Source organism: Jiella marina (assembly GCF_024359545.1).
Lineage (GTDB): Bacteria > Pseudomonadota > Alphaproteobacteria > Rhizobiales > Rhizobiaceae > Jiella.
This window is the reverse complement of the sequence record NZ_JAKQZG010000009.1, coordinates 62,777-78,179: the sequence shown is the minus strand read 5'-3', so window position 1 is coordinate 78,179 and position 15,403 is coordinate 62,777. Positions and strand designations below refer to the sequence as shown.

The following is a 15,403-nucleotide window of genomic DNA, read 5'->3' as shown; positions in this document are numbered from 1 at the left end:
GCGCCTGGGATGCTACTGCATGTCCGGGTCGCGCTGGGCGCCGGCAGGACCATATGAAGAAGGCCAACCGATGGCCGACGGGATTGCCACGGGGACGGCGGACCGACGAGATGTGCCGCAAAGGGGGAACGCGTGTCGCAAGACGAACTGATCACCGACCGCGGATCGCGGCCGCCGCGGCAGCACCCGCCGGCCTTCAACGTGCCCGGCATCATCCTGGTTCTCGTGGCGGCCTTCGGCTTCGTCCATGCCTTTCGCACGCTCTGGCTGGGGCCGGTGGCCGGTTCGCAGTTTCTGCTCGACTTCGCCTTCGTGCCCGGCTGTTACGGAGCGCTGGAGGAAGTCTGTCATCTCCGCAGCCCCGGCGCCGATCTCTGGTCGGTCGTCACCTATTCTTTCCTGCACGGCGACTGGACGCATTTCGGGGTCAACACCGTCTGGCTTCTCGCCTTCGGGACGCCGGTGGCGCGTCGTCTGGGGACGCAATGGTTTCTCGTCTTCTGTCTGGTCGGTGTTCTGGCGGGCGCAGCCGCCTTCTATGTGGTCAACCCGACACTCGTCGTGCCGGTGATCGGCGCGTCGGGCGTCGTGTCCGCCCTGATGGGGGGCGCTTCCCGTTTCGCCTTCGTTCGCCTTGCCCCGGGCCGGGGTCTGGACGCCGGGATCAACGAGCCCTGCGTCCCGATCCGCGAGGCGCTCGCCAATCGCACGGTGCTCGTCTTCGTGATCGCCTTTTTCGCCACGAACTTCTTTCTCGGTGCCGGTTTCGCCGGGGCGTTCGGGGGCGGGCAGGTCGCCTGGGAGGCGCATCTCGGCGGCTTCCTGCTCGGCTTCCTGGCCCTGCCGCTCTTCGATGAGCGAGCAAGGCTCAGGCGGTGAGACTCGGATGGACCGCCCGTGTCCGGTTCCGGCCGCGGGAAGCAAATATGCGAATCCGACCCGAGAAATGGTCTTGCCGTCGCCACGAGCCTGTCACACCATCACGGTGATGACTGTAGGGAGGTTCGTATGACAGTTGGACATATTCTCGAGACGAAAGGGGGGGATGTCTTCACCTTGCGGCCGGAGGCGACCCTCGAAGAGGCGGCGAAGGTTCTGGCGGAGCACCGGATCGGCGCGATCGTGCTCATGGATGAGTCCGATCATGTCGCGGGCATCGTGTCCGAGCGCGATATTGTACGCCTCGTCGCCAAGGCCGGCGCGGAGAGCCTGACGCATCCCGTGCGCGACGTCATGACGCTCAAGGTCGCCACCTGCTCGCGGGAGACCTCCATAGACGAAGTGCTGGCGATCATGACCCACGGTCGTTTCCGGCACCTGCCCGTGGTCGAGGACGGCAAGCTGCTCGGAATCGTCTCCATCGGTGATGTGGTCAAGAAGCGCATCGAGGATGCCGAGCGCGAGGCCGAACAGATGCGCGAATATATCGCCGCCGGCTGACCGGCGGTTCGCGATCATCCGGAAGGCGGGTTATGCCGGGCGGCGACGGCTCGTCCGGCAGCCTGACGTGCCGCAGTGTTTGCCGGGGGCGCGGGCCTGTCCCGCGACTTGTATCAGGTCACGGTCGGCGGGGCGCCATGGGGTTGAGCCGGCACGGTGCCCGGCTCGCCCCCCGTTTCGGCCGACTTCGCGGCCGCGGCCCTTTCACGGTCGATGCGGCGCTTGCGCTTCGCCATGATGTTGAGGAACTCGACGAAGCCCGAAAACGCCATCGCCGCGTAGATGTAGCCCTTCGGCACGTGGAAGCCGAGGCCGTCGGCGATCAGCGTCGTGCCGATCATCAGGAGGAAGCCGAGGGCGAGCATGACGATGGTCGGGTTCGCCTCGATGAAGCGCGACAGCGGTCCGGAGGCCACCAGCATCAGGATGACCGCAGCGACCACCGCGATCACCATGATGCCGATCTCGTCGGTCATGCCGACGGCGGTGATGATCGAATCGACCGAGAAGACCAGGTCGAGGAGCAGGATCTGGAAGATGATCGCGCCCATGGTCACGGTCGCGGCCTTGCCGACCATCGTGTCCTTGTGGTCCTCGGGATCGACCGAATGGTGGATCTCCTTGGTCGCCTTCCAGACCAGGAAGAGACCGCCGGCGATCAGGATGAGGTCGCGCCAGGAAAACCCATGCCCGAAGGCCTCGAAGAGCGGCTCGGTAAGCTGGACGATGAACGCGACCGTCGACAAGAGGCCCAGCCGCAGGATCAGCGCGAGGCCGATACCGATGCGCCGCGCGGTTGCGCGCTTGTTCTCCGGCAGCTTGTTCGACAGGATCGAGATGAAGACGAGATTGTCGATGCCGAGCACGATTTCCATGATCACGAGCGTGATCAGCGCGGCATAGGCCGACGGGTCGGCGAGGAAGGCGAACATGTCGGCCATCGGGGCTCCGGGCGCGAGGTGGTCGAACGATTGGCTCAAGGCTCTTGGCAAGGGTGATGCCGCGAGCGCGAGCGCTTGAAATGTGGCGCTATGTCAGGAAGGCCAGTGGCCCGCTCACCAGAAATTGGGCAGCGAATTTTCCAGCCGCGGCCCGACCCTCACAGCCGCAACCTTTTCGGCGAGGCCGGTGCGATCGGAAATCTCGACGGCAAGACCGGCGATCGTCGCGGGGCCTTGTGCGGCTTCGAACCGCCCGCGCGGCACTTTGGTGAGGAAGCGGTTGAGCGGCTCCTCCTTCTCCATGCCGAGGGAGGAATCATAGTCGCCGCACATGCCGGCATCCGACTGGTAGGCCGTGCCGCCAGACAGGATCTGATGGTCGGCCGTGGGGACATGGGTGTGCGTACCGACCACGACGCTTGCTCTGCCATCGAGGAAATGCCCCATCGACTGCTTCTCGCTGGTCGCTTCGGCATGGAAGTCGATGATCACGGCATCGGCCTGTTCGCCGAGGGGGCAGGCGGAGACGAGTTGGTCGGCAGCGGCGAAAGGATCATCGAGATCCGGCGTCACGAAGAGCCGGCCCATGATGTTGGCGACCAGGACACGGGCGCCGTTCTTCGCCTCGAACAGGCCGCTGCCATTGCCGGGCGCCCCCCTTGGGTAGTTCAGCGGCCGCAGGAAACGCTCCTCGCGGGTCGAAAATTCCAGAGCTTCGCGTTGATCCCAGACGTGGTTGCCGGTCGTCACCACATCGGCGCCGGCCGTCAGCGTCTGGCGAAAGATGTCTTCGGTGATGCCGAAGCCGCCGGCGGAATTCTCGCCGTTGACCACCACGAAATCGAGCCGATAGTCCGAGACGAGGCCGGGGAGGGCGGAAAACACCGCGTTGCGGCCGGAGCGGCCGACCATGTCGCCGAGAAAGAGAAATCGCATCAGCCGCTCTTGGCCCGTTTTGCCTGATCGAGCTTGTCGAGCGCGGTCTTGACCGCCGGCCGGGAGCCGACACGCTCGACCCAGTCCATCAGTGCGGAGAATTGCCCTGCGCCCTGATCCTTCAGCCCGGAGATGCCCGAACGCACCCAGCCGAAATTGATGATGTCGGCAATGGAATAGTCCCCTGCGAGATACTCCCTGTCCTTCAGATGGGAATCGAGGACGCCGAGGAGCCGGATCGACTCGTCCCGGTAACGCCCGATCGCATAGGGAAGGCGCTCGTCGGCGGCGCTGTCGAAATGATGCCACTGGCCGAGCATCGGACCGGTGTTGCCCACCTGAAAGAACGTCCAGGAGAGCGTCTCGACACGCTCGGGACCCTGCGAGGGCAGAAACTTCCCCGTCTTCTCCGCCAGGTAGATGAGAATGCTGCCGGATTCGAAGACGCGCTGGTTGCTCGCCTCGCCCTGTTCGACCAGCGCCGGGATCTTGCCGTTGGGGTTGATCGCCAGGAAGTCGGGGGTCTTCTGCTCGCCGCCCGAGATGTCGATCATGTGCAGCCGATAGTCGAGCCCGCATTCTTCCAGCATGATCACCGGCTTTTCGCCGTTCGGCGTTTGCCAAGTGTAAAGGTTGATCATGAAAAATCCTTGGATCGACGTCATTCAGGGTGATCGCGGGGAACGTAGGACGACCGCCCGACGGAAAAAGGTTGGTCCTGGGGCCGAGGGGACAGGAGGATGGGAAGTATGAGGGAGCAAGGCACGAAAATCGTTCGCCGGTGCGCCGGACTGGGGTTGGCCGGGGCGCTCGCGATCATGCTGGCCGCCTGTGCGGCGAGCCCGGGTTCGGTCAACGTCGCAGCCACCCAGACGGTGCCGGTGGACCGGCAGCTCGCGCTGTCGTCGATCAACGCCTTTCGCGCCCAGAACGGCCTGCAGGCCCTGCGCTTCAACACTCTCCTCGACAAGGCGGCGGAGCGCCAGGCGCGCGCCATGGCGGCGCGCGGCGATCTGAGCCATTCGGTCGATGGCGACCTGCCGAGCCGGGTGAAGGCCTACGGCTATCAGGTGAATGCGGCGGCCGAGAATATCGGCTGGAACTATCGCTCGACCCCAGCCGTCATCACCGGCTGGAAGAACTCGTCCGGCCATCGCAAGAACCTGCTCAATCCCCGGGTGACCGAGATCGGCTTCGCCGCCGCCATGGGCGCCAATGGCGAGCCCTATTGGGCGCTGATCCTGGGGGCAGCCGACGAACGGCCCATGCCTGCAGCGATCAACGCGGCGCCGGGACGATCAATTCCGTTTCCGTTGCGATGACATCCAGCGGAATGTCGTGGGGCTCGACCGGAACGCCGTCGGCTTCCTGACAGGCGAAGGCCACGCCGATCAGCGTCGGCGAAATGCCCTTAGCGCGCAGGGCCGAGATCGCCGTATCGTAATAGCCGCGACCATAGCCGATCCGGCCGCCCCGCCGATCGAAGGCGGCGAGCGGGACCAGCATGAGCCGAGGATCGAAAACGGCGGCATCCGCGCCCGGCGCGTAGGTGCCGAAGCCCTGCGGCTCGAGCGGCGCGCCGCGCACGAGTTCGCGAAACTGCAGGGCGCCTTCGACGATCGCCGGCACGCAGAGCCGCGCGCGGCGATCCGCGAAGGTCATCATCAGCGGCCGTATATCGATCTCGGAGCGGATCGGCAGGAAGCCGGAGACGATGTCCGGCGTGTCCGTCACATCCTCGGCAAGCCGGTCGCAAACGGCCAGGGACGCCTCGATGCGTGTCGCCTCGTCCATCGCGTCGCGGCGCGACAGGGCGGCGCGGCGAACGGCTTGCTTCAGGCTCTTCAGGTCGTCGGTCATGGGCGCTGGCCCGTCGGTCGAGTGTCAGCGACGGGCGGTCTGCCCGCGGAGGAGGGGAGATGGCGAGCCACCCGGCCGATGGAGAAGTCGATCCCGGGAACCTACAACGTAGGTGGGCGCCGTGTGCCCCGGCCCACGAGCCGAGGCAGGGACAGCTCCCTTCGGAATGACTAAGGCCCCGAGGAAAAGTTACTCCTGTCGCACCGCGCAGCCCGCCGAGACCCGATATAGGCTAGGGACGAAGTCGCCGAAAGGGGCATGACGAGAGAATGCCACAGCGAAGCCGCGTTTTGCGATATGCTTTGCGCCGACTGGATTCGAGAGCGACATGACTGAGCGAGGCAAACTACGCGACTGGAGGCGGCGGGACCGGCGAACGGCTCCTCGGCTCGTCGCGCAGATCTTCCTCGCCGTCATCCTCGCATTGGTCTCGGTGCCGATGTCATCGGTCCAGGCGGCTGATCATCCGAGCATGCCGGCGCCTTGTGGCGGGCAGGCGGGCTGCGAAACGCAACGAACGATCGTTCACGCAGCGTCCTGCGATTCCTCCGGCTGTCTCGCCCTGCAGGCAGGGCCCTGCACTATGCACTGCGGGCTATTGGCCTTTGCTTTCGATCCCGAGGCGAGCCGCCCGCAAATCCTCAGCCGCGCCGCCTTCGGCACCGCTGCGTTGCGTCTGAACGGCCGTGACGTCCCGGTCTCGACCGGACCGCCGCGCATCCGGCGAGCCTAGCCTCTCCACGGTCGCCCACTCCTCCCGGACATCGCCGCAGGCTGCGGCTGTTTCGTTGCGTGGAACGCACGGGCGATCATCCCGAACGACTTCATCAGGTCCGTAAAAACATGAAAACCCAGAGAATTCTCATCATCGCCGGCGCCATAGCGCTCGGCGGCTTCCTCGTCTGGCGGATCGCCGGCCCCGGATCCAGCGCCGAGGCGCGCGATCACATCGTCGACGTCACCATGCCCGCTTCGCTGAGCCAGCGTGCCGTCGAGGGGGAGGAACTCTTCAGCCAATATTGCGCAACCTGCCACGGCGACAACGCTGCCGGGACCGACAGCGGCCCGCCGCTCATCCATCGCATTTACGAAAGCGGACACCATGGTGATCAATCGTTTCTGATGGCGGCCATGTACGGTGTGCGCGCCCATCACTGGAAGTTCGGCGACATGCCCCCCGTCGAAGGCATCACCGAAGCCGAAGTGGCCGATATCGTCACTTATGTGCGGGAGGTACAGCGCGCCAACGGCATTCGCTGAGACGCACTGGCGCCTGGTGGCCACCCGGTGTTTCATCGGGCGTCGCGCGGCCCCATATTGTGAGCGAGCGATAGGGTGGTCACCCGATGGACGGGCCACCCGACGATGCAAAGCCTCGCAACGAAGGAGCGGACGATGGATCATCATAGCTTTCCCGTGACGCGCACCGATGCCGAGTGGCGCGAAATGCTCACGCCCGAGCAGTATCAGGTGATGCGAGGGCACGGCACGGAGCGTCCCGGAAGCTGCGCGCTTCTCGACGAAAAGCGGGCTGGCACCTTTTCCTGCGTCGGCTGCGGCCAGCCGCTTTTCGTGGCCAAGACGAAGTTCGAAAGCGGCACCGGCTGGCCGAGCTTCGACACGCCGGTGGAAGGCGCCGTCGAAACGACGGAAGATCGCAGCTACGGCATGGTGCGCACCGAAGTGCACTGCAGCCAGTGTGGCAGCCACCTTGGCCACGTCTTCCCGGATGGTCCGCCGCCGACGGGTCTGCGCTACTGCATCAACGGCGTTGCCCTCGATTTCGAACCCGACGAGGCCTGAGCGGCGGTGGCATGACAGGCGATACGCGCTGATATAAACAAGCAAGAGACGATTGCTTGCTTGCGATCGGAGTAGCCGGCAATGCGCGTAACGAAGCTCGACGAGCGCAAGAACATGGAAGCGGAACGCCGCAAAGATGCGGCGAGGAAGCTGATCGAGCAGCTTCGCCGCTATGCTTTGGAGCATAGCGGTCGTTTCCATGTGTTCGGCTCGGCTGCCACCGGCATGGTGCGCCACGACAGCGATTTCGATGTCCTGGTCGACTTTCCTCCCGAGGCGGAACATGACGCGTTCACTTTCGTCGAAGAGCTTTGCGGGACGTTGCGCCTGCCGCTCGATGCCCTGAGCTCCCGCACGATGTCCGAGCGCTTCATGCGACGAAATCGCGCGACCATGACAACGTTGGGCGAGGAACGGCCGGTGGCATGAGTGGTGCGCGATCGCTGGTGATCGGCCCTGTCCGGCTCCCGACCTTGCCTTATCTCGCCCCGGAGCTTTTTCCATAGCCGGGTTCGCGGATGACAGAGTATTTCGCCTTCTATGGGACGCTGATGGACAATGTCGGCGATCCGCATGCGCCATCGACGGCCGGCCTCGTGAAATTCCTCCGACCCTGCCGGCTTGCGGGCACGCTGCGGTCCCATGGGCGTTACCCCGGCTTCTTCCCGGCCGCCGGAGACGAGGCAGAACCGACTGGCGTCGTTCGTGCGGAACTCTACGAGATCCTCACGCCCCAGGCCTTTGCGATCTTCGACGGCTGGGAGGAATACGATCCGCGGGACGAGGCGAACTCACTCTATCTCCGCCGGCGGGTGAGGCTTTACGACGCCGATCTCGAAGCCTGGGTCTATGTCTCGCAGCAATCCGATGCGGATCCAGTGGTGCCCGAAGGCGACTGGCGAGCCTATCAGGGCGTGCGTTGAGCGGGCGGGCTCGGTACTCGGCCGGATGCCGCGCGCTTGCATGGTGTGAGCGTTTCGATCTATCGGAACTCCCTCTTTGGCGAAGGTGGATTGCACGATGTCGATTGCGGAAAAATCGTTTCCCGTTTCCTGGGATCAGTTTCATCGCGATGCCCGGGCGCTGGCCTGGCGGCTGGCGGGACTGCAGACGGAGTGGCGGGCCATCGTCTGCATCACGCGGGGCGGTCTGGTTCCAACGGCGATCATCTCGCGCGAACTGGGCATCCGTCTGATCGAGACGGCGTGCGTCGCCTCCTACCACGACTATACCGAACAGGGCGAACTCAAGGTCCTGAAGGAGATCTCGGCGCCGCTTCTCGAAAATGGTGGCGAGGGCATTCTGATCATCGACGACCTGACCGACACCGGCAAGACTGCCGGCATCGTCCGTGCCATGCTGCCCAAGGCGCATTTCGCGACCGTCTACGCCAAGCCGAAGGGGCGGCCGCTGGTTGATACCTTCATCACCGAGGTCAGCCAGGACACCTGGATCTACTTCCCGTGGGATCTCGGCTTGTCGTTTCAGGCACCGATCGGCAAGGCGACGGCCGGCTGAGGGGAATATGCCGGCTGCAGACCTCCGCGAAGCCGGTCATCGCTTTGGATCGGCGAGCTTCAGTTCGGCCCTGAAAAAGAGACCTGAAGACGTCCAGTCCCGCTCCATCGTCCCGCGCATCTGACGCAGGACAAGGGTTTCGAGGAGTTCGGTCCCGAAACCTGCTCCGTTCTGCGCGTGGGTCGCGGACTGGCTACCGACCAGCCGTTCCCGCCACTCGAGCCGGATCCTGTTTTCGGCTTCGTCAAACTCCCACTCCACCGTCACACCCCCCGGCGAGCGTGGCGCGAGCGCCCCATGTTTCGTCGCATTGGTCGCGAGCTCATGGAGAATCATACCGATCGTCACCGTATCGTCCTTGCCCACGAAGACATCGGGTCCGCGAATGACGACATTGGTACCGATGCCGAAATGCTGCAATTCGGCGCGCACGATATCGGTGAAGATTGCCCCCTGGCCGTCCTGATCGGCGAGCAGCGACTGGGTCTTCGCCACCGACGCCACCCGTTCCAGGAGGTCGCTGCGGATCTCCAGCGCGTTCTGACCCTCGCGTACCGACAGGAGAATGATCGCCTGGATTGTCGAGAGCGAGTTCTTGATCCGGTGCTCCATCTCTCGGGACAGTAGCCGCGTATTCTGTTCCAGCCGCCGGCGCCGCTCGACCTCCTCGCGCCACGACAATTCCGTGGCGAGGATGGCGAGAAGGTCCTCAAGGGTCGCCCGCTCCTCCTCCGACCACTCGCGTGGTTTGGTGTCGGCGGCAGAAAGCGAGCCAGCGACGGTGCCGTCCGGAAGCGTGACGGGCAGCCCGATATAGGCGCCGATTTCGAGTGACGCCACGCTTGCGTTCTGCGCAAAGCATGGGTCGGACCGGACGTCGTCCAGAATCAGCGGCTTGCCGGTGGCCGTGACGTGGTGGCAGATCGATTGCTCCGTGCGGGCCGTCCGAAAACCTCCAGGGGTGAGCCCGGCGTCGGATCGCGGCGGCAGCCCGATCTCGCTGATGAAGACCATCCGGTCGTCTTCGGCGAGCGAGATGTAGCTGACGGGAACGCGGAGGAGTCGCGCCGCCAGACGCGTGATGCGATCGAACGCCTCAGAGACACCAGGCTCCCTGAGATCGGCCGTCGACAGGCTCCAGTCCGAATCATGATGGCGAGACAATCAGCGTCCTTCCATGGCACCAACAACACGGTGCACGGAGCACGATCCCGCCGCTGACCGACCCGTTAACCGATTCGCATATTTTTACGCGAATTTGCACAATCCGACTTTGGGTCTGTAATGGCCGAATATCAAGGGTTCCGGCTCGTTTCACGCGAGTTTGTACACGGTTTGTGCCGTCAGGCAGGGCCCAGTGTGGCTTTCCCGCAATTGACCGTTTCGCCGGACTCACCTTACCGTTTCCACGCCTTTCGCACGAGATTCGAGGGCATTCGGCTGGCAAGAAGCCGGCTGATCGGAATGGCCGGTGAATTCCGTTGATAACTCCGGCAAGGCCCGGATTTAAGCTTCGCTTAACCTTCGAGAACCACTATATGTAGGGCTGCCGTGTCGCATGCACACAAGATGCGCGACAGGCGAAGTTCTGAACAAGCTGGCAGCATGACCGCGACGGGTCGAGCCTGCTTGTGATTCTTGAGACAGCCAAGCGAGGATGGGGCTCCCATGGGCATGAAGATCGAACGCCGCCACACCAAGGCCGGCGAAAGCCCGTATCAGGCAATCGCCTTCCGGAAAGCGACGAGCGAGATCAGAAACCCTGATGGCTCGGTGGTGTTCCGTCTGGCCGATATCGACGTTCCTGCGCAATTCAGCCAGGTGGCCTCCGACATCCTTGCCCAGAAGTACTTCCGCAAGGCGGGTGTGCCGGCGCGCTTGAAGAAGGTCGAGGAGCACGACGTGCCGTCCTGGCTGTGGCGCTCGGCGGCGGACGAAAAGGCGCTGGCGGAACTCCCCGAGGAGGAGCGCACCGGCTCGGAAATGGATGCGCGGCAGGTCTTCGATCGCCTGGCCGGCACCTGGACCTATTGGGGCTGGAAGGGCGGCTATTTCGAGACCGAGGAGGACGCCCGCGCCTTCCGTGACGAGCTCGCCTACATGCTGGCCACCCAGAAGGTCGCGCCGAACTCGCCGCAATGGTTCAATACCGGTCTGCACTGGGCCTATGGCATCGACGGTCCCAGCCAGGGCCATTATTACGTCGACTATCGCTCCGGTCAGCTGACCCGCTCGACCTCGTCCTACGAGCATCCCCAGCCGCATGCCTGCTTCATCCAGTCGGTCGCCGACGATCTCGTCAATGACGGCGGCATCATGGATCTGTGGGTGCGCGAGGCGCGTCTGTTCAAATACGGCTCGGGCACTGGCTCGAATTTCTCCTATCTCCGGGGCGAGGGCGAAAAGCTCGCCGGCGGCGGCAAGTCCTCCGGCCTGATGTCCTTCCTCAAGATCGGTGATCGCGCGGCCGGGGCCATCAAGTCCGGCGGCACGACGCGCCGTGCGGCGAAGATGGTCGTCGTCGACATCGATCACCCGGATATCGAAGCCTACATCAACTGGAAGGTTCGTGAGGAGGAGAAGGTCGCCGCCCTCGTCACCGGTTCCAAGACCGTGGCGAAGCATCTGAAGGCGATTCTTTCGGCCTGCGTGAATTGCGAGGGCCCGGATGGCGACTGCTTCGATCCGATGAAGAACCCGGCGCTGAAGCGCGCCGTCAAGGACGCCAAGAAGGCGCAGGTTCCCGAGAACTACGCCAAGCGCGTCATCCAGTTCGCGCGCCAGGGCTACGCGGATATCGAATTCCCGGTCTACGACACCGATTGGGATTCGGAGGCCTACCTCACCGTTTCGGGCCAGAACTCCAACAATTCCGTCTCGCTGACCGACGACTTCCTGCGCGCCGTCGAGGAAGATGCCGAGTGGAACCTCGTGCGCCGGACCGACGGCAAGGTCCACAAGACCGTCAAGGCGCGCGAATTGTGGGAGCAGATCGGTTACGCGGCGTGGGCCTCGGCCGACCCGGGTCTGCACTTCAACACGACCATGAACGACTGGCACACCTGCCCCGAGGCGGGGCCGATCCGGGCGTCGAACCCGTGCTCGGAATACATGTTCCTGGACGATACCGCCTGCAATCTCGCCTCGCTCAACCTGATCCAGTTCCAGGAGACGGTGAACGGGCCCGACGGCAAGGCGACGAAGCGCTTCGACACGGCTGCCTTCGAGCATGCTGTGCGGCTGTGGACGATCGTCCTCGAAATTTCCGTCCTGATGGCGCAGTTCCCGTCGAAAGAGATCGCTAAGCTCTCCTATGATTACCGCACGCTGGGTCTCGGCTTTGCCAATATCGGCGGTCTGTTGATGACCTCCGGCATTCCCTATGATTCCAAGGAAGGCCGAGCGATCTGCGGCGCGATCTCAGCGCTGATGACGGGCGTTGCCTACAAGACCTCGGCGGAGATGGCCGGAATTCTCGGCGCCTTCCCTGATTACGAGCGCAATGCCGAGCCGATGCTGCGCGTCATGCGCAATCACGCCCGCGCCGCCCATGGCATCGCCAATGGCTATGAGCAGCTCGCCGTCGACCCCGTGCCGCTCGACCATGCCGCGCTGACCGACAAGCGCCTGTCCGGCCGCGCCAAGGTGGCCTGGACGGAAGCCGTCGAACTCGGCTCGCAGAACGGCTATCGCAACGCGCAGGTCTCGGTGATCGCGCCGACCGGCACGATCGGCCTCGTCATGGACTGCGACACCACCGGCATCGAGCCCGACTTCGCCCTGGTGAAGTTCAAGAAGCTCGCCGGCGGCGGCTATTTCAAGATCATCAACCGCGCCGTGCCGGACGCGCTGCGCACGCTCGGCTATTCGGAAAGCCAGATCGGCGAGATCGAGGCCTATGCGGTTGGCCACGGCAATCTGAACCAGGCGCCCGCCATCAATCCGGGCTCGCTGAAGGCCAAGGGTTTCGAGGACGAGCAGATCGCCGCGCTGAATGCCGCGATGGGTTCGGCCTTCGACATCAAGTTCGTCTTCAACAAGTTCACGCTGGGCGAAGAGTTCTGCAAGGAGAAGCTGGGCTTCACCGATGAGCAGCTGAACGACTTCACCTTCGAGATGCTGCCGGCGCTCGGCTTTTCGCGGAAAGACATCGAGGCCGCGAACATCCATGTCTGCGGTGCGATGACGCTGGAAGGCGCGCCGTTCCTGAAGGACGAGCATCTGCCCGTCTTCGACTGCGCCAATCCCTGCGGGCGGATCGGCAAGCGCTATCTCTCGGTCGAAAGCCACATCCGCATGATGGCGGCGGCGCAGCCCTTCATCTCCGGGGCGATCTCCAAGACCATCAACATGCCGAACGACGCGACGGTCGAGGATTGCACGGCCGCCTACATGCTGTCCTGGAAGCTGGCGCTGAAGGCCAACGCGCTTTACCGCGACGGCTCGAAGCTCTCCCAGCCGCTCAACGCCTCGCTGATCGCCGACGAGGAGGATGAAGACGAGGATCTCGTCGAGGAGACCGCCGCCGCGCTGATCGCCTCGCCGCCCGCCGCCCAGGCGACCCAGGTTGCCGAGCGGATCGTCGAGCGCATCGTCGAGAAGGTGGTGCGCGACCGCGAGAAGCTGCCGAACCGCCGCAAGGGCTATACCCAGAAGGCGATCGTCGGCGGCCACAAGGTCTATCTCAGAACCGGCGAGTTCGACGACGGGCGTCTCGGCGAGATCTTCATCGACATGCACAAGGAGGGCGCCGCCTTCCGGGCGATGATGAACAATTTCGCCATCGCCATCTCGCTCGGCCTGCAGTTCGGCGTGCCGCTCGAGGAATATGTGGAGGCCTTCACCTTCACCCGCTTCGAACCGGCGGGCATGGTCCAGGGCAACGAGGCGATCAAGAACGCCACGTCGATCCTCGACTATGTCTTCCGCGAGCTCGCCGTCTCCTATCTCGGCCGGCACGATCTCGCCCATGTCCAGCCGGAGGACATCACCGCCTCGACGGTCGGCCGGGGCGTCGAGGGCGACAAGCCCGCGCCGCTGCCGATCTCGTCCGGCATGGTGCGCGGCCAGACGGCGAAGTTCCGTCTGGTCTCCTCCAACGAGCCGGCGGGCTCCGCCGCGGGGACGCCGGCCGGTGCGGCGAAGCCCGGCGCCACGCCGGTCACCGCCGCCGCGCGCCCCGCGACGACCGCCGCGTCGAACGTCAACGCCAAGGCGCAAGGCCCCGCCGCGCGTCCAGCGGTCTCCGGTTCGAGCGCCGTCGCAGGGCAGGGCGGCTCGACCGCGACCGCCTTCAAGCGCGACTATGACGAAGCCCCGCTGGCAACGCCGGCCCCCTCGGCCGACACCTCGCCGGCCCAGGGCCTGTTCGACCAGCCGCTCGCCTATTCGGCGAACGACAAGGACAACGCCAACGTCGCCGAAGCCCCTGAGCCCAAGGCCTCCAACGCCGAACGCCGCACCATCGCGATGATGAAGGGCTACACCGGCGAAAGCTGCTCGGAGTGCGGGAACTTCACGATGGTTCGGAACGGGACGTGCCTGAAGTGCGACACGTGTGGGTCGACGAGCGGCTGTAGCTGACAACCCAAAGCCCCGGCGAGTGAAAGCTCCTGGGGCTTTTTTTGGACTCAATGCGAATCGCTACGCCATTCTTCACGGGCGGAACGAGATCCAAGTCAATCCATAGAAAGGAAGAGTAATGTGAAATACGCAAAAAGAAAGCGCCGCGCCGATCTGATCCATCGGCACGGCGCAACTCACCCCAATATTCCCCAGCGAGCGGAGAAATCCTATGGGCGAGATTATTAGTCTCGAAATCTATCGGCGCAAACTTACCGGGAGCTTAACATCGGAGAAGACATCCAGACGTTACGTTATCGCTAGCATTCGGCAGCCCTACACGAGGGCAATGAATGGCCAGTTGATCGAGTGCCGCATCTGGAGTGATGGTTCGACTGAGAATGTCCTCGTACCTCTCAGTCGGCCTTTCGGACAGCATGGCTTCTGCCCTGAGTCTTGATGACTCCTGAGTACTCGCCAGAGCCCTGGCGGTCAATCATGGTTTTTTCCGCGCCGTCTTGGGCGGCGCGGAAAAAGCCGCAGAAAAGACTGGCCTATCACCACCGAGAGACCGCCTTTCCAAACTGTGTCGAAAGCTGTGGAAAACTACGCCCATAGCCCACTCGGTCACTGAGTTTGGAACAAAACAGGAATACTATGCAACTAGAAGAGAGTTTTCTCCTCTGACTAACTATGGAGAGAATGTGATGGCTACGAACAGTGGCAAGGGATATCGGAAAGGCGCAATTACAGCCAGGACTCAGTTTCAGAGGCCTGATGGGCATTTTCAGAAGCGCGACGAGCGCACCGGTCAGTTGATGGAGGTCAAGCAGACTCCCGGCAAGTTCAAGGGCGTGGCAACGGAGCCCGATGGACGCGATACGGAGAATTCCTAACGGGGGCCAATGCCATTCTTGGACAGGAATGATCGATGCGATACGCCGTGGTAATCGAAAAAGCTGGTGACAACTATGCGGCCTACGTCCCCGACCTTCCCGGCTGCATTGCGACGGCTGCGACCCTTGAGGAGGCTGAGCGCGAGATTGCCTCAGCCATCCGGTTTCATCTCGATGGGCTTGCAGAAGACGGGATCGCGGTCCCGGCCCCGGTCAGTCAGGCCCGTTTCATGGAGGTCTGAGGCTCTCGTTACGCCGACGGGCGTCCAACCGCCTGCATCTCTGCAAATGGCGAGAGGGGAGCTTGACGTTTCCGGTGCCGCTATCATGCCTATTCGGTAACGTTCAGCTCCTGTGACTTCATTTCATGACAAACCCCACGCTCAGGATGTTGGGGTATCGCTCATTCAGGTCGTCATCCTCGTGCGCAGCACGGGGATCCATGCC

16 protein-coding genes and 1 other RNA gene are annotated in these 15,403 nt (G+C 63.8%); 11 read left to right on the top strand and 6 right to left on the bottom strand.

Translation table 11 applies throughout. The annotated features are described in order from the left end of the window. The first annotated feature begins 132 nt into the window (after nt 1–132). Complete coding sequence (locus MF134_RS15735) at nt 133–879, top strand: rhomboid family intramembrane serine protease (RefSeq protein WP_255340421.1); 747 nt, start codon at nt 133–135, stop codon at nt 877–879. 129 nt (nt 880–1,008) lie between these two features. Beyond that, nucleotides 1,009–1,440, top strand: a complete 432-nt coding sequence (locus tag MF134_RS15730) for a CBS domain-containing protein (RefSeq protein WP_255340420.1) — start codon at nt 1,009–1,011, stop codon at nt 1,438–1,440. Nucleotides 1,441–1,553: 113 nt separating this feature from the next. Here the strand turns inward: MF134_RS15730 and MF134_RS15725 are convergent, their stop codons facing one another. The 3 genes from MF134_RS15725 to MF134_RS15715 form a co-directional block, all read right to left on the bottom strand. Then, nucleotides 1,554–2,381, bottom strand: a complete 828-nt coding sequence (locus MF134_RS15725; protein WP_255340419.1) for a TerC family protein — start codon at nt 2,379–2,381, stop codon at nt 1,554–1,556. Between the two features lie 114 nt (nt 2,382–2,495). Further along, nucleotides 2,496–3,317 (bottom strand): TIGR00282 family metallophosphoesterase, encoded by an 822-nt coding sequence (locus tag MF134_RS15720; RefSeq protein ID WP_255340418.1) that lies wholly within the window; start codon nt 3,315–3,317, stop codon nt 2,496–2,498. After that, entirely contained in the window at nt 3,317–3,958 is a 642-nt protein-coding gene (locus MF134_RS15715) for a glutathione S-transferase N-terminal domain-containing protein (protein ID WP_255340417.1), read from the bottom strand. The genes MF134_RS15720 and MF134_RS15715 overlap by 1 nt, the downstream gene beginning before the upstream one ends. Nucleotides 3,959–4,066: 108 nt before the next feature. Here MF134_RS15715 and MF134_RS15710 point away from each other — a divergent pair, with 108 nt between their 5' ends. Next, the gene (locus tag MF134_RS15710; RefSeq protein WP_255340416.1) at nt 4,067–4,639 is read left to right on the top strand and encodes a CAP domain-containing protein; all 573 of its coding nucleotides are present in this window, start codon (nt 4,067–4,069) and stop codon (nt 4,637–4,639) included. On the opposite strand, the gene MF134_RS15705 is transcribed toward MF134_RS15710, so the two are convergent. Both MF134_RS15705 and ssrS read right to left on the bottom strand, forming a co-directional pair. Next, nucleotides 4,596–5,177 (bottom strand): 5-formyltetrahydrofolate cyclo-ligase, encoded by a 582-nt coding sequence (locus MF134_RS15705; protein ID WP_255340415.1) that lies wholly within the window; start codon nt 5,175–5,177, stop codon nt 4,596–4,598. The genes MF134_RS15710 and MF134_RS15705 overlap by 44 nt on opposite strands. A 60-nt stretch (nt 5,178–5,237) precedes the next feature. Continuing rightward, nucleotides 5,238–5,394: non-coding RNA, 6S RNA (gene ssrS, locus MF134_RS15700), on the bottom strand. A gap of 626 nt (nt 5,395–6,020) precedes the next feature. Here ssrS and MF134_RS15695 point away from each other — a divergent pair. The 5 genes from MF134_RS15695 (at nt 6,021) to gpt (ending at nt 8,498) form a co-directional block, all read left to right on the top strand. After that, the gene (locus tag MF134_RS15695) at nt 6,021–6,437 is read left to right on the top strand and encodes a c-type cytochrome (protein ID WP_255340414.1); all 417 of its coding nucleotides are present in this window, start codon (nt 6,021–6,023) and stop codon (nt 6,435–6,437) included. Between the two features lie 135 nt (nt 6,438–6,572). Beyond that, the gene (gene msrB, locus MF134_RS15690; RefSeq protein ID WP_255340413.1) at nt 6,573–6,980 is read left to right on the top strand and encodes a peptide-methionine (R)-S-oxide reductase MsrB; all 408 of its coding nucleotides are present in this window, start codon (nt 6,573–6,575) and stop codon (nt 6,978–6,980) included. Between the two features lie 114 nt (nt 6,981–7,094). Next, nucleotides 7,095–7,409: a nucleotidyltransferase family protein gene (locus tag MF134_RS15685; RefSeq protein ID WP_255340412.1), complete on the top strand. Its 315-nt coding sequence runs from the start codon at nt 7,095–7,097 to the stop codon at nt 7,407–7,409. An 89-nt stretch (nt 7,410–7,498) separates the two neighbouring features. Further along, the gene (locus MF134_RS15680) at nt 7,499–7,903 is read left to right on the top strand and encodes a gamma-glutamylcyclotransferase family protein (protein WP_255340411.1); all 405 of its coding nucleotides are present in this window, start codon (nt 7,499–7,501) and stop codon (nt 7,901–7,903) included. Nucleotides 7,904–8,000: 97 nt separating this feature from the next. Continuing rightward, nucleotides 8,001–8,498, top strand: a complete 498-nt coding sequence (gene gpt, locus MF134_RS15675; RefSeq protein WP_255340410.1) for a xanthine phosphoribosyltransferase — start codon at nt 8,001–8,003, stop codon at nt 8,496–8,498. Nucleotides 8,499–8,534: 36 nt separating this feature from the next. On the opposite strand, the gene MF134_RS15670 is transcribed toward gpt, so the two are convergent. Beyond that, a complete protein-coding gene (locus tag MF134_RS15670; RefSeq protein WP_255340409.1) occupies nt 8,535–9,662 on the bottom strand; it encodes a sensor histidine kinase in 1,128 nt (375 codons plus the stop codon). A 510-nt stretch (nt 9,663–10,172) separates the two neighbouring features. On the opposite strand from MF134_RS15670, the gene MF134_RS15665 reads away from it, so the two are divergent. From MF134_RS15665 to MF134_RS15655, 3 genes are all read left to right on the top strand, one after another. Further along, nucleotides 10,173–14,081 carry a vitamin B12-dependent ribonucleotide reductase gene (locus MF134_RS15665; protein ID WP_255340537.1) on the top strand — a complete coding sequence of 1,303 codons (3,909 nt, stop codon included), beginning with the start codon at nt 10,173–10,175 and terminating at the stop codon, nt 14,079–14,081. 686 nt (nt 14,082–14,767) lie between these two features. Further along, nucleotides 14,768–14,956, top strand: a complete 189-nt coding sequence (locus MF134_RS15660; protein WP_255340408.1) for a hypothetical protein — start codon at nt 14,768–14,770, stop codon at nt 14,954–14,956. A 35-nt stretch (nt 14,957–14,991) separates the two neighbouring features. Next, nucleotides 14,992–15,198 (top strand): type II toxin-antitoxin system HicB family antitoxin, encoded by a 207-nt coding sequence (locus tag MF134_RS15655; protein WP_255340407.1) that lies wholly within the window; start codon nt 14,992–14,994, stop codon nt 15,196–15,198. The last annotated feature ends 205 nt before the right edge of the window (nt 15,199–15,403 follow it).

Excerpts from the sequence above, each read along its gene's own strand:
- MF134_RS15730 (WP_255340420.1), top strand. The coding sequence starts at position 1,009 with ATGACAGTTGGACATATTCTCGAGACGAAAGGGGGGGATGTCTTCACC.
- MF134_RS15725 (WP_255340419.1), bottom strand. The coding sequence starts at position 2,381 with ATGGCCGACATGTTCGCCTTCCTCGCCGACCCGTCGGCCTATGCCGCG.
- MF134_RS15720 (WP_255340418.1), bottom strand. The coding sequence starts at position 3,317 with ATGCGATTTCTCTTTCTCGGCGACATGGTCGGCCGCTCCGGCCGCAAC.
- MF134_RS15715 (WP_255340417.1), bottom strand. The coding sequence starts at position 3,958 with ATGATCAACCTTTACACTTGGCAAACGCCGAACGGCGAAAAGCCGGTG.
- MF134_RS15710 (WP_255340416.1), top strand. The coding sequence starts at position 4,067 with ATGAGGGAGCAAGGCACGAAAATCGTTCGCCGGTGCGCCGGACTGGGG.
- MF134_RS15705 (WP_255340415.1), bottom strand. The coding sequence starts at position 5,177 with ATGACCGACGACCTGAAGAGCCTGAAGCAAGCCGTTCGCCGCGCCGCC.
- MF134_RS15695 (WP_255340414.1), top strand. The coding sequence starts at position 6,021 with ATGAAAACCCAGAGAATTCTCATCATCGCCGGCGCCATAGCGCTCGGC.
- msrB (WP_255340413.1), top strand. The coding sequence starts at position 6,573 with ATGGATCATCATAGCTTTCCCGTGACGCGCACCGATGCCGAGTGGCGC.
- MF134_RS15685 (WP_255340412.1), top strand. The coding sequence starts at position 7,095 with ATGGAAGCGGAACGCCGCAAAGATGCGGCGAGGAAGCTGATCGAGCAG.
- MF134_RS15680 (WP_255340411.1), top strand. The coding sequence starts at position 7,499 with ATGACAGAGTATTTCGCCTTCTATGGGACGCTGATGGACAATGTCGGC.
- gpt (WP_255340410.1), top strand. The coding sequence starts at position 8,001 with ATGTCGATTGCGGAAAAATCGTTTCCCGTTTCCTGGGATCAGTTTCAT.
- MF134_RS15665 (WP_255340537.1), top strand. The coding sequence starts at position 10,173 with ATGAAGATCGAACGCCGCCACACCAAGGCCGGCGAAAGCCCGTATCAG.
- MF134_RS15660 (WP_255340408.1), top strand. The coding sequence starts at position 14,768 with ATGGCTACGAACAGTGGCAAGGGATATCGGAAAGGCGCAATTACAGCC.
- MF134_RS15655 (WP_255340407.1), top strand. The coding sequence starts at position 14,992 with ATGCGATACGCCGTGGTAATCGAAAAAGCTGGTGACAACTATGCGGCC.